The organism is Aliiruegeria haliotis (genome assembly GCF_003003255.1).
In the GTDB taxonomy this organism is placed as follows: domain Bacteria; phylum Pseudomonadota; class Alphaproteobacteria; order Rhodobacterales; family Rhodobacteraceae; genus Tropicimonas; species Tropicimonas haliotis.
Genome location: NZ_PVTD01000006.1, coordinates 241978 through 262783 on the forward strand (window position 1 = coordinate 241978; position 20806 = coordinate 262783).

16 protein-coding genes are annotated in these 20806 nt (G+C 64.0%); 5 read left to right on the forward strand and 11 right to left on the reverse strand.

Features of this window, described 5'->3' with window-relative positions:
• The first annotated feature begins 8 nt into the window (after positions 1 to 8).
• The 5 genes from CLV78_RS15620 (at position 9) to uvrA (ending at position 7857) form a co-directional block, all read left to right on the forward strand.
• Positions 9 to 1316, forward strand: a complete 1308-nt coding sequence (locus CLV78_RS15620; protein WP_106205752.1) for an MFS transporter — start codon at positions 9 to 11, stop codon at positions 1314 to 1316.
• Between the two features lie 23 nt (positions 1317 to 1339).
• Entirely contained in the window at positions 1340 to 1930 is a 591-nt protein-coding gene (locus tag CLV78_RS15625) for a DUF924 family protein (RefSeq protein WP_106205753.1), read from the forward strand.
• 208 nt (positions 1931 to 2138) lie between these two features.
• Positions 2139 to 3533 carry a dihydrolipoyl dehydrogenase gene (lpdA, locus tag CLV78_RS15630; protein WP_106205754.1) on the forward strand — a complete coding sequence of 465 codons (1395 nt, stop codon included), beginning with the start codon at positions 2139 to 2141 and terminating at the stop codon, positions 3531 to 3533.
• 678 nt (positions 3534 to 4211) lie between these two features.
• Complete coding sequence (locus tag CLV78_RS15635) at positions 4212 to 4835, forward strand: DUF642 domain-containing protein (RefSeq protein ID WP_106205755.1); 624 nt, start codon at positions 4212 to 4214, stop codon at positions 4833 to 4835.
• Positions 4836 to 4992: 157 nt separating this feature from the next.
• Positions 4993 to 7857, forward strand: a complete 2865-nt coding sequence (uvrA, locus tag CLV78_RS15640; RefSeq protein WP_106205756.1) for an excinuclease ABC subunit UvrA — start codon at positions 4993 to 4995, stop codon at positions 7855 to 7857.
• Positions 7858 to 8573: 716 nt separating this feature from the next.
• Here uvrA and CLV78_RS15650 read toward each other — a convergent pair.
• From CLV78_RS15650 to CLV78_RS15700, 11 genes are all read right to left on the reverse strand, one after another.
• Complete coding sequence (locus tag CLV78_RS15650; RefSeq protein ID WP_106205758.1) at positions 8574 to 9182, reverse strand: choice-of-anchor C family protein; 609 nt, start codon at positions 9180 to 9182, stop codon at positions 8574 to 8576.
• Between the two features lie 143 nt (positions 9183 to 9325).
• Entirely contained in the window at positions 9326 to 10198 is an 873-nt protein-coding gene (mmsB, locus tag CLV78_RS15655) for a 3-hydroxyisobutyrate dehydrogenase (protein ID WP_106205759.1), read from the reverse strand.
• On the reverse strand, positions 10195 to 11253 hold the full coding sequence (locus tag CLV78_RS15660; RefSeq protein ID WP_106205760.1) for an enoyl-CoA hydratase/isomerase family protein: 1059 nt from the start codon (positions 11251 to 11253) through the stop codon (positions 10195 to 10197). Before CLV78_RS15660 ends, mmsB begins: the two co-directional genes overlap by 4 nt.
• A 3-nt stretch (positions 11254 to 11256) precedes the next feature.
• A complete protein-coding gene (locus CLV78_RS15665) occupies positions 11257 to 12399 on the reverse strand; it encodes an acyl-CoA dehydrogenase family protein (protein ID WP_106205761.1) in 1143 nt (380 codons plus the stop codon).
• A 113-nt stretch (positions 12400 to 12512) separates the two neighbouring features.
• Complete coding sequence (locus CLV78_RS15670) at positions 12513 to 13757, reverse strand: Hsp70 family protein (protein WP_106205762.1); 1245 nt, start codon at positions 13755 to 13757, stop codon at positions 12513 to 12515.
• A gap of 85 nt (positions 13758 to 13842) precedes the next feature.
• Complete coding sequence (locus tag CLV78_RS15675; protein ID WP_106205763.1) at positions 13843 to 14415, reverse strand: L,D-transpeptidase; 573 nt, start codon at positions 14413 to 14415, stop codon at positions 13843 to 13845.
• A gap of 161 nt (positions 14416 to 14576) precedes the next feature.
• On the reverse strand, positions 14577 to 15272 hold the full coding sequence (locus CLV78_RS15680) for a DUF2161 domain-containing phosphodiesterase (protein ID WP_106205764.1): 696 nt from the start codon (positions 15270 to 15272) through the stop codon (positions 14577 to 14579).
• A gap of 362 nt (positions 15273 to 15634) precedes the next feature.
• Complete coding sequence (locus CLV78_RS15685) at positions 15635 to 16768, reverse strand: carboxylate-amine ligase (RefSeq protein WP_106205765.1); 1134 nt, start codon at positions 16766 to 16768, stop codon at positions 15635 to 15637.
• A gap of 62 nt (positions 16769 to 16830) precedes the next feature.
• On the reverse strand, positions 16831 to 17970 hold the full coding sequence (locus CLV78_RS15690) for a glycosyltransferase (RefSeq protein ID WP_106205766.1): 1140 nt from the start codon (positions 17968 to 17970) through the stop codon (positions 16831 to 16833).
• Positions 17971 to 18060: 90 nt separating this feature from the next.
• Positions 18061 to 19179: a glycosyltransferase family 4 protein gene (locus CLV78_RS15695; RefSeq protein WP_106205767.1), complete on the reverse strand. Its 1119-nt coding sequence runs from the start codon at positions 19177 to 19179 to the stop codon at positions 18061 to 18063.
• Entirely contained in the window at positions 19176 to 20696 is a 1521-nt protein-coding gene (locus CLV78_RS15700) for a hypothetical protein (RefSeq protein WP_106205768.1), read from the reverse strand. The genes CLV78_RS15695 and CLV78_RS15700 overlap by 4 nt, the downstream gene beginning before the upstream one ends.
• Between the last annotated feature and the right edge of the window lie 110 nt (positions 20697 to 20806).

Genomic DNA, 20806 nt, shown 5'->3' on the forward strand with positions numbered 1-20806 from the left:
TGCACGACATGTTTCAGGTTATCTCGGCCACCTGGGCCCTATTGTTCGGGATGCTGCTGCTGATGGTCGGCAACGGCGTACAGGGCACTTTGCTGGGGATTCGCGGCGGCATCGAGGATTTTTCGACCTTCGAGATGTCAGTGGTGATGTCGGGCTATTTCCTTGGCTTCCTCGGCGGATCGCGGCTGGCGCCGGAGATGATCCGTCGCGTTGGCCACATCCGCGTCTTCGCGGCGCTCGGCTCCTTCGTATCCGCGATCCTGATTCTCTATCCCCTCGTGGCACACCCGGTCGCATGGACCGCCGGGCGTGTGTTGATGGGCTTCTGCCTCTCCGGCGTCTATGTCACCGCCGAAAGCTGGCTGAACAATGCCGTCACCAACGAGCGGCGCGGGCAGGCGCTGTCGCTCTATGTGATGGTGCAGATGGCTGGCGTTGTCGCCGCACAGGGGTTGCTCTTGGCAGGTGACCCGTCCGGCTTCGTGCTCTTCGTGATCCCGTCGGTCCTCGTGTCGATATCTTTCGCGCCGATCCTGCTGGCGGTGCAGCCCACACCCGCGTTCGATTCAACCAAACCGATGAGCCTGCGGGCGCTCTGGGATGTCTCGCAACTCGGTTGCGTAGGTTTCTTCCTGCTCGGTGGTGTGTTTTCCGCGCTGTTCGGCATGGCCTCGGTCTATGGCTCCGAGGCCGGATTGTCGGTGCCCCAGATCTCCGGATTCATTGCATCGATCTACCTCGGGGGGATGCTGATGCAGTACCCGATCGGCTGGTTGTCCGACCGCATGGACCGCCGGTTGCTCATCCTCGCATCCGCTATCATCGGCGCGGTCGCATCCCTGTTGGCTATGACAATGGCGGACGATTTCCCCACGCTGCTGGCGGCGGCCTTTGTCATCGGGGGCACCTCCAACCCGCTCTACGCGCTTCTGCTCGCCTATGTGAACGATCACCTTGACTACGAGGATATGGCCGCCGCTTCCGGCGGGCTGATCTTCATCAACGGCATCGGCGCAATCATGGGGCCGCTGATCACCGGCTGGATGATGGGAGTGGTCGGAGCGCAGGGCTTCTTCCTGTTCCTTGTCCTGCTTTGCGTGACACTGGCGGCCTATGCCGCCTGGCGCATGACCCAGAGCGACGCCGTCCCGGTCGATGAAACCGGGAGCTACGCGCCGGTTCTGCCGACTGCATCTCCGGTTGCGGTCGAGGTCGCACAGGAGGTATTCATCGAAGCTGCACAGGAAGCGGAGGCCGAGGCGGAAGCCGAGGCCCAGGAACAGGACAACGAGAGACAGGCGGAGGACACCGCCTGAGCTTTCCGGTACAGGAGAAGACCATGCCCGACACCACTGCCCGGGAAGTTGCGCGGTTCTGGCTCGAGGACGTCGGTCCCTCGGGTTGGTACAAGGTGGACGAGGCGCTGGACGCCGAAATCCGCGACCGGTTTCTGACTGCGTGGGAGGAGGCGCATTCCGGTGACATGTTCGACTGGTGTATCTGCGCCGAGAGCATGTTCGGGTTCCTTATCCTCACCGACCAGTTCCCGCGGAACATGTTTCGGGGCGAGGCGCGGGCCTTTGCCACCGACGCGCTGGCGCGGACCGCCGCCAAAATGGCCGTGGATCGCCGGTGGGACATGGAGATCGACGAGCCCGAACGGCAGTTTTTCTACCTGCCACTGATGCATTCGGAGCGGCTGGACAATCAGGACCGGTGTATCCGCCTGATGACGGAGCGGTTGCCGGAGACCGGCGCCGAGAACCTGATCCATGCCCGTGCTCATCGGGAGATCATTCGCCGTTTCGGGCGCTTTCCCTATCGCAACGCGGCGATTGGGCGGATGACCTTGCCTGGAGAGGAGGCTTTCCTTGCCGAAGAGGGGTATGCGGCGGTGCTGAACGCGCTCAAGGCGGAAGACGACGCCTGAACGGGCGGCGGCGATGGTGCGCGACGCTTCCGATGTCCCTGACCGGGGCGTTTCAGGACGGCGCGAGCCATGATGTCGCTGCCGCGAGCCATGCAAACGGGGAATGGCAGCCTTTCTTGCCCTTTGTCGGATTTGCCCCTGCTTGGGGCTTCGCGCGTGGCTCAAATTAGTTTAACACTAAACCAGTTTACGTAGCGGAGGGCCGGAGATGGCTGCACAGACATTCGACATGATCGTGATCGGCGCCGGCCCCGGAGGCTATGTGGCGGCGATCCGGGGCGCCCAGCTGGGGCTCAAGGTGGCTTGCGTGGAGCGCGAGCACCTCGGCGGTATCTGCCTGAACTGGGGCTGTATTCCGACCAAGGCGCTGTTGCGCTCTGCCGAGGTGTTCCACTTGATGGAACGCGCTGGAGAGTTCGGCCTGAAGGCCGAGAACCTCGGCTATGACATCGATGCCGTCGTTAAGCGCTCGCGCGGGGTCGCCAAGCAGCTGTCTGGCGGGATCGGCCACCTGTTCAAGAAGAACAAGGTCACGACGATCATGGGCGAGGCGACGCTGGCCGGAAACGGCAAGGTCTCCGTCAAGACCGACAAAGGGACGGAAGAGCTGACGGCGAAGAACATCGTTCTCGCCACAGGTGCGCGGGCGCGCCAGTTGCCGGGTCTTGAAGGTGACGGCAAGCGGGTCTGGACCTACAAGGATGCGCTGCAACCGCCGCATATGCCGAAGAAGCTGTTGGTCATTGGATCGGGTGCGATCGGCATCGAGTTTGCCAGCTTTTACAACACCCTCGGCGCCGAGACGACTGTGGTCGAGGTGCTGGATCGGGTACTGCCGGTCGAGGATGCGGAGATTTCCGCCTTCGCGAAGAAGTCGTTCCAGAAGCAGGGTATGAAGATTCTGGAGAAGTCCATGGTCAAGCAACTGGACCGATCCGCCGACAAGGTGGTGGCCCACATCGAAAGCGGCGGCAAGGTTGAGAAGCACACGTTCGATACCGTGATTTCTGCCGTCGGCATTGTCGGCAATGTCGAAGGCCTGGGGCTGGAGTCGCTCGGTGTGAAAGTCGACCGGACGCATGTGGTCACCGACGAGTTCTGCCGCACCGGTGTCGATGGGCTCTATGCGATCGGTGACGTCGCGGGTGCCCCCTGGCTGGCGCACAAGGCCTCCCACGAGGGGGTCATGGTTGCCGAACTGATCGCGGGCAAGCACGCCCATCCGGTAAAGCCCGAGAGCATTGCAGGCTGCACCTATTGCAACCCGCAGGTTGCCAGCGTCGGGCTGACCGAAGCAAAGGCGAAGGAAGCGGGCCACGACGTGAAAGTCGGGAGGTTCCCCTTCATCGGCAACGGCAAGGCGATCGCGTTGGGCGAAGCGCAGGGTTTGATCAAGACGGTATTCGACGCCAAGACCGGGGAGCTTCTGGGCGCTCACATGGTTGGCGCCGAGGTGACGGAACTTATCCAGGGCTACGTGATCGGCCAGAAGCTTGAGACGACGGAACAGGATCTGATGGAGACCGTGTTCCCGCATCCTACCCTGTCAGAAATGATGCACGAAAGCGTTCTGGATGCTTTCGATCGCGTGATCCACATCTGACGCGATGCCGGTTTCCCGACGGTCTGAGGCTTGGCTGAATCCCAAGCTGCGGTCATCTCCAGAGAGGGTGGTGCATTCGGCAGGAAGCGCACTGGATCGGGCTGGCCATCAGGCCGGCCCGAGATTTCGGCAAGAATCTGGGTAAATCCGGGACGGGGGACTCTGGATATGCTACCCCGAACGGCGCGGCTGAAAGCACCATGAGGATTGTCCGTGGACAGGCAATTCACGGACAAAACGAGGTGCGAGCGGTGCGAGTGGCCGGATGTCAGGCAACGCTTGGAGAAATCTCCTCATGATGCCCGCCGATTCTGATCTCGCGGTAATTCACCGACACGTTGACGCAACCTGCATTCCCTGTGCCAAGGCAGTTCCGCGCGTCGGACCTGCCTGCCAGAAACCGGCGGTGTCGCGATGCAAAGGTCAGCTCCGCCGCCCCTTTGTGTGCGGCAAAGGTGATTCCCTTTGCAACACACTTCGCTTGGCAGGCTGAAATGTCGGAATTCTGAGCGTGGAAACTTCTCCAAACCCGTGTTTCGAGGGTCATTGTTGAAGCCGAATGTCGCCAAACAGGCTCAAATGACACATTTTTTCGGGTCTCGCCCGGTCACTGTTTGACTGCTGTAAAGGATCTGTTAACGATTTCTCAGGTGTGAATATTTTTTTATCGAGGGTGACATGAAAAGGCTTCTTCTTGCCTGCGTACTTTGCTCCCTGGGGGCAGGTGTCGCGAGTGCCGCCACCATTACGAATGGTAGCTTCGAAGCCGAGGATATCAGCCCGGATTCGTGGCGCATTCTGGGGGCGGGCAGTCCGGGTCTTCCAGGTTGGATCATCGGTGGCGATGGTGTCGATGTGAAGCACTCCGCATACTACCCGGCATCGGATGGAAACCAGTCGATCGATCTCGTGGCGTCAAGTGGATCTGGTGATATTCGCCAGGTCGTCAACGGTCTTTCCGTTGGGTCGACCTACCGCATTTCATTCGACTACGCCGCGAACCCCGCGGTTCGCAGGGGAGTGGTGATCCGGTTTGCAGCCTCGATCGGCAACTTCAGGGATGCAATCACTGTCGGTACGAACACCCTGACGCGTGGCGTGGTGAATTGGACCCCTGCCAGTTTCGATTTCACCGCAGGCAACACGTCGGAGCGGTTGCGTTTCGCGTCGCGTGCAAGCGGGAGCGCCTCCGGCGCGATGATCGACAACGTCAGCATCTCGCTGGTTCCGGTTCCGGCGGCAGGGATCCTGTTGCTGGCTGGCCTTGGTGGCCTCGCCGCGATGCGTCGCCGCAAGTCCTGAAGCGACACGGCCACAAGAGCACGAGGGCGGTCTTCGGGCCGCCTTTTTTGCATTCTGGTGTCGGCGCAGACTTATACGTTTATGATTTGTTCTCAATTTCCGATTGGAGAATCCGCCGGGCTGCCTTATCTCTGACCTATCCATCCCAGGAGGGGTCATGCCCGAACAGAAGTTCATCGAGGTGCGCGGTGCGCGCGAGCACAATCTGAAGAACATCGACGTGGACATCCCCCGCGACGAGTTGGTGGTAATCACCGGCCTGTCGGGTTCAGGGAAGTCGTCGTTGGCTTTCGACACGATCTACGCGGAAGGTCAGCGCCGCTACGTGGAGAGCCTCTCGGCCTACGCCCGCCAGTTCCTCGACATGATGGAAAAGCCGGATGTGGACCACATCTCCGGCCTGTCCCCGGCCATCTCCATCGAGCAGAAAACCACCTCAAAAAACCCGCGTTCGACCGTCGGAACCGTGACGGAGGTCTACGACTACCTCCGCCTGCTGTTCGCGCGTGTCGGAACGCCTTTCTCGCCCGCCACGGGGCTCCCGATCGAGGCCCAGCAAGTCCAGGACATGGTGGACCGGGTCATGGGCATGGAGGAGGACACGCGGGCCTACCTGCTCGCCCCGATTGTCCGGGATCGAAAGGGTGAATACCGCAAGGAGTTCCTGGAACTGCGCAAGCAGGGGTTCCAGAGGGTCAAAGTCGATGGCGCTTTCTTCGACCTCGACGAGCCTCCGACGCTGGACAAGAAGTTCCGCCACGACATCGACGTGGTCGTGGACAGGCTGGTCGTGCGAGAGGGAATGGAAACGCGGCTGGCAGACAGCTTCCGAACCGCGCTCGACCTTGCCGATGGTATCGCCATCCTCGAGACCGCGCCACGGACGGAGGACGGGGAGCCCGAACGCATCACTTTCTCCGAGAACTTTGCCTGCCCGGTCAGCGGTTTCACCATCCCGGAGATCGAGCCGCGCCTGTTTTCCTTCAACGCGCCGTTCGGTGCCTGTCCGGATTGCGACGGGCTTGGCGTGGAGTTGTTCTTCGACGAGCGTCTCGTGGTGCCCGATGCCACCCTGAAGATCGCCGATGGTGCGCTTGCGCCATGGCGAAAGGGCAAGTCACCCTATTTCCTGCAGACCATCGAGGCCATCGCCAAGCACTACGAGTTCGACAAGTCATCCCGTTGGAAGGACCTGTCGAAGAAGGTGCAGAAGGTGTTCCTCTACGGGTCCGGAGAGGAAGAAATCCAGTTCCGCTATGACGAGGGCGGGCGTGTCTACCAGGTGACGCGGAGCTTCGAAGGGGTCATCCCCAACATGGAGCGCCGCTATCGCGAGACGGATTCCAACTGGATTCGGGAAGAGTTCGAACGCTACCAGAACAATCGCTCCTGCGGGACCTGCGGCGGGTACCGCCTCAGGGCCGAGGCGCTGGCGGTCAAGATCGCGGGGTTGCACGTAGGCGAAGTCGTGAAGATGTCGATCCGCGAGGCGCTCGCCTGGATCGACACCGTGCCGGAAGCCTTGACCCAGCAAAAGAACGAGATCGCGGTGGCCATCCTGAAGGAGATCCGCGAACGACTGGGCTTCCTGAACAATGTGGGCCTGGAATATCTTACGCTCTCCCGCAACGCCGGCACGCTCAGCGGTGGCGAAAGCCAACGCATCCGGCTGGCGAGCCAGATCGGCTCGGGTCTGACGGGAGTGCTCTACGTGCTCGACGAGCCCTCCATCGGCCTGCACCAGCGCGACAACGACCGGCTGCTCGGGACGCTCAAGAACCTCCGGGATCAGGGAAACACCGTGATCGTCGTGGAGCATGACGAAGAGGCGATCCGGGAGGCGGACTTTGTTTTCGATATCGGACCGGGCGCCGGAGTGCATGGCGGTTCGGTGGTCGCGTGCGGGACGCCGGAGCAGATTGCCTCCCATGAGAATTCGGTCACGGGCGAGTATCTGAGCGGCAAACGCGAGATCTCCGTGCCGGGCGAGCGGCGCGACGGGAACGGCAAGAAAGTGACCGTGGTCAAGGCCACCGGCAACAACCTCAAGTCCGTGACAGCCGATTTTCCATTGGGGAAATTCGTCTGTGTGACAGGGGTCAGTGGCGGTGGAAAGTCGACGCTGACGATCGAGACGCTGTTCAAGACGGCCTCCATGCGACTCAACGGTGCACGGCAGACGCCGGCGCCCTGCGAGACGATCAAGGGGCTGGAGCATCTCGACAAGGTTATCGACATCGACCAGCGGCCGATTGGCCGGACGCCGCGCTCGAACCCGGCGACCTACACCGGAGCCTTCACTCCGATCCGCGACTGGTTTGCGGGCCTTCCGGAGGCCAAGGCGCGCGGGTACAAACCCGGCCGTTTCTCGTTCAACGTGAAGGGCGGCCGCTGCGAGGCCTGTCAGGGCGACGGGGTGATCAAGATCGAGATGCACTTCCTGCCGGACGTCTACGTAACCTGCGAGACCTGCGGCGGCGCGCGCTACAACCGGGAGACGTTGGAGATCCGGTTCAAGGGCAAGAGCATCGCGGATGTCCTTGATATGACGGTGGAGGATGCGCAGGACTTCTTCAAGGCCGTGCCCTCGATCCGGGAGAAGATGGATGCGCTGGTGCGGGTCGGGCTCGGCTATATCAAGGTCGGTCAGCAGGCAACAACCCTGTCTGGCGGCGAGGCGCAGCGGGTGAAGCTCAGCAAGGAACTTGCCAAGCGCTCGACCGGCCGCACGCTCTATATCCTCGATGAACCGACGACCGGTCTGCACTTCGAAGATGTGCGCAAGCTGTTGGAAGTGCTGCATGAACTGGTGGAGCAGGGCAATACGGTCGTGGTGATCGAGCACAATCTCGATGTCATCAAGACCGCAGACTGGATCATCGACATCGGCCCCGAAGGTGGCGACGGCGGTGGAACGGTTGTGGCGACAGGTACGCCGGAGGATGTGGCAGAGATCGCTGAGAGTCACACCGGGCACTACCTTGCAACGATGCTGAAACCCGGCAAGGTGGCCGCCGAATAGCAGGGACAAAGTGGCGCCACAGGCCTGTCTGACCTTGCCGAGTATGGACCCGGCGCGGTCAATTTATGTCGGCAGACGAGTGGGGCGGCCAAACGGAAGCAGGTCCTTGGGTTTGGGCTATGGTTTCCGGGCTGGCATGCGCTCCAATGTCAGGTTGATCGGGGTTTGCCCGCGAGTGCTGAAATCAACCGTTGCCCCGTCGAACTGCTACCTTGCCCATGCAACCCAGCGAAGGCGTCGGGTGCATGTCGGATAGCGGCGGGTGGGCCGCTTTCTTGTGTTCGCCAAGGGTTTTTGAACGCCGGTGGATCGAGCGGTTCGGGATGAGGTTCGCCATGGCGGTGCGACGCCGCATTGCGGCAACCCAATACCCGGCGATGCTCCCGCCCCCATGGAAGGGTTTCGCGGCGTCGTGGCGGTGAAGGCGCCGACTGTCAGTATCGAGGACAGGACCGGCGAACGCGGGCGCGCCCTCCAGACCTTCAACACAGGTTGGATGATATTCACGTTCTGGTGCCGCCGCGGGATTGGACCCCATTCCGGCAATGCACAGACCCTGGCTGAAGCGCGGAGCCCTTGATTGGCCTGCATTGGCGTCGCTCATCAAGCCTCTGCGGTTGGCAGTGGGCGACCGAATGTACCCCTCGGGCGAAATGCCGGGCGGTCAAATCGGGTTTCGGATCATGTGCAGGTTCGGAGCGGGCGGTGGTGTCGGCCTACCGTTTGCGGCGCCGCAGGGCGGCCGCGCAGCCAAAGCCGGTGAGCAGCAGCAGCGCCCCCGGCGGGAGGGGTACGGCAGAGACAGAGACGTCGTCAAGCGCCGGTCCCCAGGGGTTGGTGTCGAGGCTGAGGAAGGAAAGCTGGAGGTTCTCCGTCGGAGCCGTGAACGTGATGTCGTGGTATACCCAGCCCATGTTCGATCGGCTCGTCGTCTCGGTGTCGAAGGTGAACTCCTGGCTGGAGGCACCGATCGTCGCGCGAATGTCCTTGTAGCGGTCACCATTGTCCGGGTTTCCCGCCAGGGCGAAGCTCAGCCGGTAGGATCGGTTGACCACGAAACCCGTGAGCGTCTGGGACACGCTGCCGGCATTGCTCCCGCTCAGATCAAGCGATTGCCCGCCGTCTGCGGCCTGCCAATACCCGCCGATATGGTCGATGGAACTGCCGCCGATGGTCCAACCCGGCAGCGCGCTGCTGCCTGCGGGACGCGTCGTGAAACCGCTGCCCGCGTTTCCGAGCTCGAAACTTCCGTTCTGGACAGTGATCGCGTGGGCGGCACTGACACTCATGGCGAGGATGACGCCGAACACAAGCAGGGATTTCACTGCGCCGTACTCCTGATGTCCCGTGCGGGGAGTTCAAAGGTTGAGCCAGCATGTCCGAAGAACACGGCAAAACAAAGGCCATCGGCGGCGCGGGGTGCTGTCCGCGATCCGGGCACTGCCCCGGCGCGACAGGTCCTGCCGTATCAGCCTCGCCCGCGTTTCTCGAACCTTGGCAGCATGGCAGAGAAGTCCTTGCCCGCACCGTCCTCGGCCTCCACGAAGCGCTCGTACAGAGCGGTGGCGGCCTGGCCCATCGGCGTGTCGGCGTCGACCGCTTCGGCCGCCTGTTGCGACAGTCGCAGATCCTTCAGCATCAGGTCTGCGGCAAAACCGGGTTGATACCCGTTGTCGGCGGGAGAGTTCGGGCCGACGCCGGGGGCAGGGCAATAGGCGTTCATCGACCAGCTGTATCCGGACGAGGTGGAGACCACGTCGAACATTTTCTGACGGTCGAGACCCAGCTTGTCGGCCAGCGCGAAAGCCTCGCAGGTTCCGATCATGGTGATGCCGAGGATCATGTTGTTGCAGATCTTGGCGGCCTGGCCGGCGCCGGCATCGCCGCAATGAACGGCCTTCTGGCCCATGACATCGAACAAGGGGCTGACTTTGGCGAAGGCCTCTTCCGACCCGCCCGCCATGAAAGTCAATGTGCCGCCTGCCGCGCCACCGACACCGCCGGAAACCGGCGCGTCCACGGCCGACAACCCTGCGGTCTGCGCGGCATCGGCGACCGCCCGGGCGCTGTCGACATCGACGGTGGAGCAATCGAGATGCACGGCACCGGCGGCCATCGCCGGGTGGATCTCCGCGGCGACGGCGCGCAGGATGGCGCCATTGGGCAGCATGGTGATGACGACATCCGCGCCTGACGCCGCCTCGGCGCCACTTGTGGCGGCCGTCACGCCTTCGGGACATGGGGCGGCGAGGTCGAAGCCCGTCACCGTGTGGCCTGCCGCCGCAAGGTTGGCGGCCATCGGGCCGCCCATGTTGCCAAGTCCTATGAAACCGACCTTCATGGCGTCTCCTCCCCTGTCTTTTCGGTGTTGAATGTCAGTGCGTCGGGCCCCAGTGGCATCAGCATGGCGCTGACATCCATCGGCGACACGGTGTCGAGCGTATGGCGCCACTTCGGGGCACGGTCCTTGTCAATGATCGCCGCGCGTATCCCCTCGAGGAAATCCGCGTGCTCCATCGACCGATATGTGAAACGATATTCCAGCCCCAACGCCTGCCGGATGCCGGTGTTGTCCCCAAGACGATGCGCCATCTCCACCGCGCAGGCCATGGCCAGCGGGGAGTTTCGTTCCAGCGCCTTGAGTGCGCTCGCGGTGAACGCGGTATCCTCCGCCCGAAGCGAGCGCAGGATGTCCCCCAGCGTTTCGCCCGAGAAATGCCGATCGATTTCCGGTTGCAGTGCAGAGAGCCTCCCTTCGGGCGGCGGCGCGGCTGCGGCATCGATCAGGGTCCAGTCGCCGGTTTCCTCCAGCCGGGCGATCAGTTCCGGCCAGGCAGCGGCGGGCACGAAGTAATCCGCGAAACCTGCGAGGATGGCATCTGCGGGCCCCATGCGCGTGGCCGTCGTGCCAAGGTACTCGCCCAGCCGCCCCGGCGCATGTGCCAGCAGAAGCGAACCACCGACATCGGGGATGAGGCCGATGCCGCATTCCGGCATGGCGATCTGGCTGTTCTCGCACACCACGCGATGGGATCCGTGGCAGCCAACACCGACGCCGCCGCCCATGGTGAACCCTTGCAGGAAGGACGCAACCGGCTTCGGGAACTCGAAGAGCCGGGCGTTCATGTTGTATTCGTCGGCCCAGAACCTGCGCCCGTATTCGTAGTCGCCCGCGGTGCCCGTGGCATACATCTCCGCGATATCGCCGCCCGCGCAGAAGGCCTTTTCCCCCTCCGCGTCGATGACCAGCATGGCGATCGTGTCGTCGCGCGCCCAGTCCTTCAGGGCGGCGTCGATCTCCAGCGTCATGTCATAGGTCAGGGCGTTGAGCGCCTTGGGACGGGTCAGCGTGATCCGGCCCGTGCGACCGGCCTTGCGGATGTGGATGTCACTCATGTTTCAGCGGTTGCTCAGCATGTGGCGGGCGGTGATTACCCGCATGATCTCGTTTGTCCCTTCCAGGATCTGGTGCACGCGCAGGTCGCGCACGATCTTTTCGATACCGTAGTCGGAGAGATATCCGTAGCCGCCATGCAGCTGCAGGCACTGGTCGGCCACGCGGCTGCCGGCCTCTGTGACGAACTTCTTTGCCATGGCGCAGAACTTGGTGGCGTCGGGCTGGCCAGTGTCGAGCTTCCACGCAGCCTGGCGAAGGAAGGTTCGGGCGGCCTGAAGCTCGATTTCCATATCGGCAAGTCGGAATTGGAGGGCCTGGAACTGGTCGATCGACTGACCAAAAGCCTTGCGCTCGCCCATGTAGGTCAATGTCGCATCGAGTGCGGCCTGCGCGGCGCCCAGCGAACAGGCGGAGATGTTCAGTCGGCCGCCATCGAGCCCGGCCATGGCGTAGGAGAAGCCGCGCCCTTCCTCTCCCAGCAGGTTGCCAGCCGGAACCCGCGCGTCGTCCATCTGAACCTGTCGTGTCGGTTGGCTTTTCCACCCCATCTTCTGTTCCAGCCCGCCGTAGGTCAGCCCCTCGGTGCCATCGTCGATCACCAGCGCAGAGATGCCCTTGGGGCCGTCTGCGCCGGTGCGCGCCATGACGATGTAGGCATCGGAATAGCCTCCGCCGGAGATGAACGCCTTGGTCCCGTTCAGTGCGTAGCCGTCATTTGTGCGCTCCGCTCGTGTCTTGAGCGCGGCCGCGTCGGAGCCGGATCCGGGTTCCGTCAGGCAATACGAAAAGACCGTGTCCATCGTGAGCGCGCCGGGAAGGTAGCGGGCTTTCAGCTCTTCCGAGCCAAAGCCATCGAGCATCTTGGCGCACATGTTGTGGATCGACAGGAAGGCGGCGACGGAGGCGCAGGAGGCGCTGAGGGCCTCGAAGACAAGCGTCGCGTCGAGGCGCGACAGGCCGGATCCGCCGGAGTCCTCGGAGACATAAAGGCCGCCGAACCCCAGCTCCGCCAGCTTTGGCCAAAGCGCCTTCGGGATCGTGCCGTCGGCTTCCCACTGGGCAGCGAACGGCGCGATGTGTTCTTCGCCAAAGGCATGGGCCATGTCGTAGATGGCCACCTGTTCCTCGGTGAGCGCGAAATCCATGGGCCTCCTCCCAAAAAAGCCGTTGGAATTGAATGCACGTTCAATTTCCACGGGGAGAGGCGTTGATGCAAGGGGGATTCTTGCAAGACGGTCTGGCGGGAATGCCCCGGTGGTCAACTTTCCCCTGTGGCGAGGGCGAGCCCGTCCACCACGGCGGTGAAGGCTTCGGAGTGGCGCAGGGTGGCGGACGGGCAGATCCCGGCCGCAAGGTCGGAGACAAGTGTCATCAGGCTGGAACCACCGACGAGGATCACCGAGCCGATGTCCGCCGGCGGGGTTCCGGCGCGCCTGAGCGTTTCCCAGACGGCCCCTCGCAGCGGGGCGGCGAAATCCGCAAGTGCGGCGTTGAGACTGCCCGGCGTGATCGGGGCCGAAAGACCGCGCTCGATGAAGCCCAGCCCGATCTCGTCGCGACCGGCGGCCGAGTTGGCAGCAATCTTGCCAGCTTCCACGGCAAAGGCGAGGTCATGGCCGAGCTGCTCGTGCACCACATCGTGCAGGCGCTTCAGTTTCTCGGGCTCTACGGCATGGGCGAGCAGATCGTCCACATGGCGTTCCGTGTCCCGGGCATAGAGGAAAGCGATCTTCGCCCATGTGGCGAGTTCACGGTAAATGGCGATTGGCACCGGCAGCAGGCCGTTGCCGAAGGTGCGCCGCAACTGACCGCCATGGCCAAGTAGCGGCATTGCATGGGCCATGGAGACCTCGGTGTCGAAATCTGTGCCTCCGAGGCGGATGCCGTGGCTGGCGAGGATCTCGATGCCGCCGGTCGACTGGCGGAAGACCGAGAAATCGGAGGTGCCGCCGCCGATATCGACAATCAATCCGGTCTCTCCGGCTTCGCCCAGCCCGAGGCTTGCGCGGGCCGCGGCCTCCGGCTCGTAGAGGAAATCGACCTCCTCGAAACCGGCCGCCGCGTAACAGCCGCGCAGGTCGGTTTCGGCCTGGGCGTCGCGAGCATCGTCGGTGGAGTGAAACCGCACCGGCCGGCCGGACAGCACGCGGGTCAGGGGAACGCCGGTTTCGGCCTCTGCCCGTTCGCGAACCTGAACGAGAAAGGCGGTGACGATGTCGGCCAGCTTGCGGCGGCGACCTTCGATCAGCCGAAGCTCGTGAAACAGCGATGTGCCGAGGATCGACTTCAATGCCCGCATGTAGCGGCCTTCCTCGCCCGCGACGAGCGCCGCGCCGGCGGCAGAGCCGATCCGCATCTGGCCGCTGTCAGCCGGGAAGAAAACGGCGGTGGGCAGCGTGTCGGCGCCTGCTTCCACGGGGATGCGCCACACGGTGGATCCGTCCAGCACTGCGGCGGCGGAATTGGACGTGCCGAAATCGACGGCGAGCACGGGGTGACTCATCGCTGTGGTCCTCGGATCGGGAGCGTTTCGAAAAAGACGCCCTCGATACCGGATCACCGAAACCTGTGCAAGCCTGTCGCGGCGGTCAGATCACACGGACCTGCGTGCCGATGTCCACGCGCGGGTAGAGTTCTGCCACCATCTCGTTGTAGAGGCCGAAGCAGCCAGAGGAGGACGGGCGCCCGATCTTGCGCGTGTCATGGGTGCCGTGGATCAGGTAGGCTGGCCAGCTGAGGTACATTGCATGGGTCCCGAGCGGGTTGCCGGGCCCCGGAGGCATGAACTCCGGCAGTGAGGGATCGTTCTCGCGCATGGAGGCGGTGGGCGTCCAGGTCGGGCCGACCTTCTTGCGCACGACCTCGGTATATCCGCGGCGGGTCAATTCCTCGGTGCGCGGCACCGAAGTTGGATACAGGGCATATTGGCCGCTGGCATCCCAGAAATGCAGAGCGCGGCTGTCGACGTCGCAGACGATGGCGCCCTTGCCGAGGGTGTCGAAATGGTCCTGCCAGTTGCGGATGCGGAAGCTGGAGACATTGCGGCGCACGTTCGGGTCCGGAACCCGGTTTTCCTGCGCACGCAGGAGCGCGGGAGTGGCAAGCAACGGAAGGGCGCCGATGCCGGCGACAAGGCCACGGCGGGAGATCTTTCGGGTCATGGGTGACTGCTCTGGTTCACATTTGTTGACGGGAAAATGCCAGATCCGGATGGTACGGTAAAGCCGTCAGGGCAGGGGACACACGGGGATGTGACACGATGCGCGGAGCCGCGCCGAAGTCGTCGCGGCCCCCTCGCAGGTGCGTCGGGATCGGGCGCGGACTATTCGGTCGTCGTGGCGCCCGGACCGTCGCCGGGACGGCATGCCGCTGCGGCTCCGTTCGGTGTGAGCCGATAGATCCCGGTCGCGACGCGTTCGAACCAACCGTAGTGGTCGTCCGCCATCATGCGTGTGGCCCGTGCCACCCCCGTGGCGCGCGCAACCTCTGCGCCCTTGCTGGGGCCATGTTCGGCGAGGTGCCCAACCAGTCGAAGCGCGTCCTGTCGGTACGCGGTCACGAGGCCCTGCCGCGTGGCGCCACCGGTATTGGGGTCGCCTTCGCGCCGGGCGAATTCGCGCAGCAGGCGGCCTTTGCGGGGCATCGACTGGCGTGGCCGATAGGGGGCCGGGTCGATATGGATCTGTGTATGGCCATCGGCAAGGCGGACGGTGATGAGCCCGAGGCCCAGCCTGCGGCAGAGGGACGTGTTCGCCTTCAGTGACCGCAGGAAGGGACGGCCGCGCCCGTGTGGTACGGCGACATAGACGGCATCGGTAATCGCCTGTCGCGCGATGGCCTGATGAAAAAGGCTCAGGGAGAAGCCGGTCTTGAGCTCCACGATCACCGGCGCGTCCTCTTCAGCGCGGACGGCGACAACGTCAGCGGGACCGACCTCGCCTTTTACCTCGTAGCCCTGCGATTCCAGCAACGCCTTCACAGGGGCATAGAGGTCGGTTTCACGGAGACGTTGCGCCATCTGTCTGCTCTCGGGGAACGTTGGGCCTTGGGAAAAGCTAGGCGAGGGGCGGGCTGGCCGCCAGTGGGTTGCAGGCCCCATGCCGTGCAGCGAGCCCCTTAGGCAACGGTTGACGCCGAAGTGCATCGGTGGCGCGACAATTGCGGGTTCGAGGCGCGAGCGGAAACGGTAGGCAAAACCCTGAACGTGGCTTGACCGCGCAAAGGCTGTCGGTGTTGGCCCTGGCAGTTTTTTGGGGTCGCCAATCCGTCGAGGTCAGGCTGCGTCGGCGCCACGGGAAGCAACTCCTTTTTGCGGGGCGTTTGTCCAACCGGCGGCAAAGCCGGGGCAATCCTTCAGTGGCGGATCGCGCACCGCACGGTTCAAAGCCCGTCGTGAAACGCGTCGATCAGGTGGCGCACCACGTCGCGCGTGGCTTCATCCTCCGACTTTCCGTTTGCGATGCTGGCCTTGTGGACCCGGCGCTGGCTGTCGGAGCTGGTGCCGCGCGCGACAAGGTCGATGACGGCCTCGACCTCCTTCCGGCAACCGAGGGCCTCTGCATCCTCGCCGAGAATCTCCTGAATCTCTTCCGCGAGCACGGAGAAGGGCACAATTTCGCGCTGGCCAAAGTCGATCATGCCCTCGTTCAGCCCATAGCGTTGGGCGCGCCAGCGGTTCTCTCCGATCAGCATGTTGTCGTAGAGACGCCAGCGTTGGTTTCGGGCTGCGAGGCGCCAGAGCATTCGCGTGAAACACTGCGCCAGTGCCGCGATCGTCAATGTGTCCTCAAGCAGGGTCGGGACATCGCAGATCCGCGTCTCCAGCGTCGGAAAGCGAGACGACGGGCGCAGGTCCCACCAGACCTTCGAACTGTCCTCGATGATATCCAGATCGACCAGCACGCCTGTCATTCGTTCGAACTCGGCCCACGAGTTGAGCTGCGGAGGCAGCCCGGTCCGGGGCAGGTTGTCGAAGACGGTGAGCCGGTAGCTTGCGAGCCCCGTATCCTGACCCATCCAGAAGGGCGAAGAGGCGGAGATTGCCAGCAGGTGAGGCAGAAAGTAGCTCAGCTGGTTCATCAGGTCGATGCGTTGGGAGGGGCTTTCGATCCCCACATGCACATGCATTCCGCAGATCAGCAGCCGCCGTGCCACGCCCGCGAGCGCCTGCTCCAGTTCGTTGTAGCGGCTCTTGTCGGTGTGATGCTGAAGCTTCCAGTCCGCGAATGGGTGGCAGGAGGCTGCGATCGGCGCCATGCCGTGGCGTTTTGCACACCGTGCGACCGTCGAACGCAGCCGCTTCAACTCCTCTCTCGCGCCGGAAATGTCCTGGCAGACCTTGGTGCCGATCTCGATCTGGCATTGCAGGAACTCCGGGGAGACCTGGCCCTGCATCGCGCCCTGACACTCCTCGATCAACGCTTCGGGCGCGTTGGCGAGTTCATAGGTCTCGGCATCCACAAGGAGGTACTCCTCCTCGACCCCGAGCGTGAGCGCCGGTGCGGTCCTGACCATGACCCCCTCCATACTGACCTTCGGTCAGCGTGGCAGAGCAATGGGCTTCGCGCAAGGATCGCTCAGGTTTTTCCGAGGCTTTTCAGGATTGTCTGCTCCAGTTTCGTCAGCAGTTTGCCGTTGTCGAACCGTGCCTCGGCCGTGGCGCGGGCGGCGGCTGCCATTTCCTCCTGCCGGCCCTCCTCCAGAACCCGCGCGATCTGCGCGGTGAAGCCGTCCTCGTCCCATTCGTCCACCAGGAAGCCGTTGATGCCGTGGTCGACCGCTTCCGGGATGCCGGCGTGACGGGTGGAGATGGTGATGCAACCGCAGGCCAGCGCCTCCTGGATGGCAGTTGGCAGGCCCTCCGTATTGCCGTCGGCAGCGGTTATGGAGTGCTGGAGGAAAACCTCGATGCTGGCGAGTTTTTCGCGCACGTAGTCATGCGGCATAGACCCGGGGAAGGTGACGCGCTCGCCGAGGCCGAGGCTTCCGGCGAGTGCCATGCAGTCTTCGAGTTGCGGGCCATCGCCGATCATTTCCAGCGTGGCGTCGGGGTGGGTTTCGGTTGCCCGGGCGAAGCTCCGCAGGGTGATGAGTGGCGCCTTCTTCTCCACGAAGCGGCCGACAGCGAGGAAGCTTTGCGGGGATTTCTGCCCCGGTTGGAACAGGCGCACGTTCACGCCCGAGGGGATGACGTGGGAGTTGGGATGACTGACGCCCTTGGACGCGAGGTTATCGAGCAGGAATTGCGAGACGGAGAAGACGCCCGCGAGCTTCGGCATCAGCTTGCGATAGGCCTTCTGAATATGCTCCCGCTGGAGGTGCTTGGACGCGTCGGTGCCGCGGAAATAGGTGAAGACCGGGATACCCAGCTCGTTGCCGAGCGGGGCGACAGCCAGAGCCTGGGTGCCAAACTCGGCGAGCACGACCTCGACCCCGTTTTCGCGCCAGAAATCGGCCAGCTCCCGCTTGGCATTGCCGTAGGGCAGGCGGGACGTGCCGTGCACCAGCGTATTGCGCAGCAGCCAGTACGGGGCGGTCAACTTGTCGGTCGCGCCGGAGCCCTTGCGACGCTCGAACACCGGGCGTCCCAGCGGGTTCTCGCCATGGTAGCGGCCCGCGACGATGCAGGTCTCGCCGCCGAACAGGTGCTGGATATGGCGATTGATGAAGGTTTCGCCGTTGCGAAAGTAGTCGCCGGTCGCGATGCAGCTTTTCATGGCGTCTCCTTCGGGTGCCCGTGGCAAGGGGCTAGAGGAAATCGGCGGGCGATTCAACGGAGCGGACCGGGGAAGACGCTGCGCCGGGGATCAGCACTTCGCGTATACCCTTTCCATGGCGGCCACATGGGCCTCGACTGAAAACCGCTCGACCGCTTCGGCCCGCGCGGCCTCTGCCAATCTGCGGGCCCTGTCGGGATGGTCGAGCAGCCCCGCCGCGGCGTCGGTAAACGCGTCGAGGTCGTCCGGTGGCACCAGCACACCGGTTTCGTCATTGCGATAGATCTCGGGGTTGCCGCCATGGTCGGCGGCGATGCAGGGGGTGGCGCAGAACATTGCCTCGACCAGCGCGCGCCCGAAGGCCTCATTGACCGAAGGCGCGATGAACAGGTCGCACCCGGCGAGCCAGGGTTCGATGGGGAACTTCAACCCCATGGGGAAGACTGTCCCGGTGAGCCCCCGCGCCTCGATGGCCGCCAGCACCTCGGGGCCCATCGGCGGGCGGGCCTCGCCGAACATCGGGAAAACGCAATTGGTGTACCCGCGATCCCGCAGCGCGCCCGCAAGCTCCACGAAGAGCAACGGGCGCTTCCGCTCCGTGAAGTGAGAGACGAAACCGATGACGGCTTGTGCATCGGGCCGTCCGATCTCCGCCAGCAGCTTTTCGCGGGCCACTGCGCGGTCGGGAAGCTCGGGCAGGGTGAACGGATTGGTGACGACCTCCGCCTTGTCGCGCAGGCGCGGCGCAAGCTGCGAGCGGCAGTAGTCGGAGACCGCCACCGCGCGGGTCGCCGTGCGGGCATAGGTGCCCAACCGCTTGTTGCGCGTCGGTGTCCGCTGATGCCAGAGATGCGCCGCACCACCGAGCCGCGCGGGCAGGCCCCAAAGCTGGTGCATGCGGATGTCCTGCGTGTGCACGATGTCGATCCGCTCGTCCCGCAGTACTTTGCGCAGCGGGCCGGTGGCACGGGCAAAGACCGGGATCTGTCGGCGGAGCGAGGCCATGCTGGGCAGGGCCACGTCCGGCAGCGGGATCCACGGCATGGCGTTCTCGGCGAGGTAGTCGGCCAGCAACCCGGTCGGCTGATGGAGGCCGATGACAGGATCGTAGCGGTCGCGTGGAAGGCCGCGCACGAGGTGCAGCGCAGAGATATGGCTGCCGCCGACGGTGTCGCCAACGAAGGGCACCAGGATCCGTCGCGCGCTCATGCGGCCGGACCGAGGGGGAGGCGGTTCGCGATTTCCGCGCAGGTGGCTTTGCGAACTTCTGCATCAAAGGCCGCGTAGTCGTCCCACATCAGCGCGGCGGGCATGTCGAAGCTTTCGTCCATGAGCGCGGCAAGATAGCGTTCCAGCTTCTCTTCGCGGGCGGGGGGCATGGACAGGGCCGCGCGGATCGCTTCGGGCAGGGCACCCAGATGCTCGGCTTGCACCGCGCCCTCGCCGATCGCGAGGAAGGCCGCCGTGCCGATGACGAGTGGCGGTTTGCCGAGCATGAAGCTCTCCCAGGCAGCGGTGCCGGTGATGACGGCGGTCAGATCGGCTTTCTGGACCATCTGCAACCCGGAGTATTCCGGACCGACGAGGAAGGTGCCAGGCAGCTTCGCGATGGTCTCGTAGTAGCCCGCGGGCCGTTTGCCGAGCATCGGCAAATGCTCCTTCACCACCAGCGACATATGCGCGGGCAGGGACTTGGACAGCGCTTCGATCACCGCGATCTGGTCGATCAGGTGCGGGGTGAGCACCATGGTCGAAGCTTCCGGGGACACGTGGAGCGGGTAGAAGACGAACGGTGTCGTGACGTCCTCCATGGATGAAAACATGGAACGGTCAAGCAGACGCTCCGCCCAGAACATCTTCAGCTCCCAGAACTTGCGCCGGGCACGGATGCCGGTCTCGGGATCGGTGGACCCGATGGAGCGCAAGCCGAACTGCGCGGACTTGCGCAGCCGGCCGAGCGTGAACGATACCGGCTTTCGCCCGGTCTGAAGCGCGTCATTACGTTTCTGGTATTCGGGCATTTCGGGCTTGTCGCGGAAGGATTTCAGATGTGCGCGAGCGGCGTCGAGATCCTCGTTGGACGGCTCGTATGCACCATCGGCGAAGCGTTCGATGACCGGTCCGAGCGCATCCTGGATATTGTCGTCGACAACATAGCGGGCGCCCACCCGGGTGGGGGTGAGCTTGCGGAAAGGGATGCCGCGCGCGGTGGCAATCGCCCAGAGCGCATAGGCCGGTGCCCCAGCCACCGCGTAGCAGAAGACGACGTCGGGCGCGGTGCGGTCGAACATTGCCTCAAGATACGCATAAAGACCGGCGACATAGGCGCGCGGCGCAGTGGTCGGCGCCGCGAGAACGGTGTCGCCAATGGCGTCAGGACGCGTGGCCCCGTTGCGGACAAGGCCACGGCCGACACGACGGTCGGCGACGATCGTGCGGCTGAAGGTGCCTGCGGGGTAGCGGGCCTCCAACGCCTTCAGGACGGTCGGGTCGGGCTCACCGGCAAGCCAGCCGGATTCTTCGGCCGTGCTGGAGACAATCTCTCCGGCGAGCGGGCCGAGACCGTCTGACACCTCCTTGCGGATCTTCTCGCTGCCGGTACACAGCCCGTGGATTCGGACCGTCCCGCTGCCCGCGGCCCGCGCCCGGTCGGCCCATGCGCGGGCGGTGTCGACACCGAAGGCTGCGAACTTCGGGGCAAAGAGGAAAAGGGCCGAGCGTTCCACGCGGTTCTCCGGAAAGGGCTGTTCGCCAAGCGTTACCCGAGCGCGGCAGCGAAGCAAAGGACGGAAGGATCGGGCCGACGGGCAAAGCTCCCGCCCGGCCACCTCGCCCT

Bases quoted from the DNA above. Each gene is read 5' to 3' on its own strand.
- CLV78_RS15620 (WP_106205752.1), top strand. From the start codon at position 9: ATGTTTCAGGTTATCTCGGCCACCTGGGCCCTATTGTTCGGGATGCTG.
- CLV78_RS15625 (WP_106205753.1), top strand. From the start codon at position 1,340: ATGCCCGACACCACTGCCCGGGAAGTTGCGCGGTTCTGGCTCGAGGAC.
- lpdA (WP_106205754.1), top strand. From the start codon at position 2,139: ATGGCTGCACAGACATTCGACATGATCGTGATCGGCGCCGGCCCCGGA.
- CLV78_RS15635 (WP_106205755.1), top strand. From the start codon at position 4,212: ATGAAAAGGCTTCTTCTTGCCTGCGTACTTTGCTCCCTGGGGGCAGGT.
- uvrA (WP_106205756.1), top strand. From the start codon at position 4,993: ATGCCCGAACAGAAGTTCATCGAGGTGCGCGGTGCGCGCGAGCACAAT.
- mmsB (WP_106205759.1), bottom strand. From the start codon at position 10,198: ATGAAGGTCGGTTTCATAGGACTTGGCAACATGGGCGGCCCGATGGCC.
- CLV78_RS15660 (WP_106205760.1), bottom strand. From the start codon at position 11,253: ATGAGTGACATCCACATCCGCAAGGCCGGTCGCACGGGCCGGATCACG.
- CLV78_RS15665 (WP_106205761.1), bottom strand. From the start codon at position 12,399: ATGGATTTCGCGCTCACCGAGGAACAGGTGGCCATCTACGACATGGCC.
- CLV78_RS15670 (WP_106205762.1), bottom strand. From the start codon at position 13,757: ATGAGTCACCCCGTGCTCGCCGTCGATTTCGGCACGTCCAATTCCGCC.
- CLV78_RS15675 (WP_106205763.1), bottom strand. From the start codon at position 14,415: ATGACCCGAAAGATCTCCCGCCGTGGCCTTGTCGCCGGCATCGGCGCC.
- CLV78_RS15680 (WP_106205764.1), bottom strand. From the start codon at position 15,272: ATGGCGCAACGTCTCCGTGAAACCGACCTCTATGCCCCTGTGAAGGCG.
- CLV78_RS15685 (WP_106205765.1), bottom strand. From the start codon at position 16,768: ATGGTCAGGACCGCACCGGCGCTCACGCTCGGGGTCGAGGAGGAGTAC.
- CLV78_RS15690 (WP_106205766.1), bottom strand. From the start codon at position 17,970: ATGAAAAGCTGCATCGCGACCGGCGACTACTTTCGCAACGGCGAAACC.
- CLV78_RS15695 (WP_106205767.1), bottom strand. From the start codon at position 19,179: ATGAGCGCGCGACGGATCCTGGTGCCCTTCGTTGGCGACACCGTCGGC.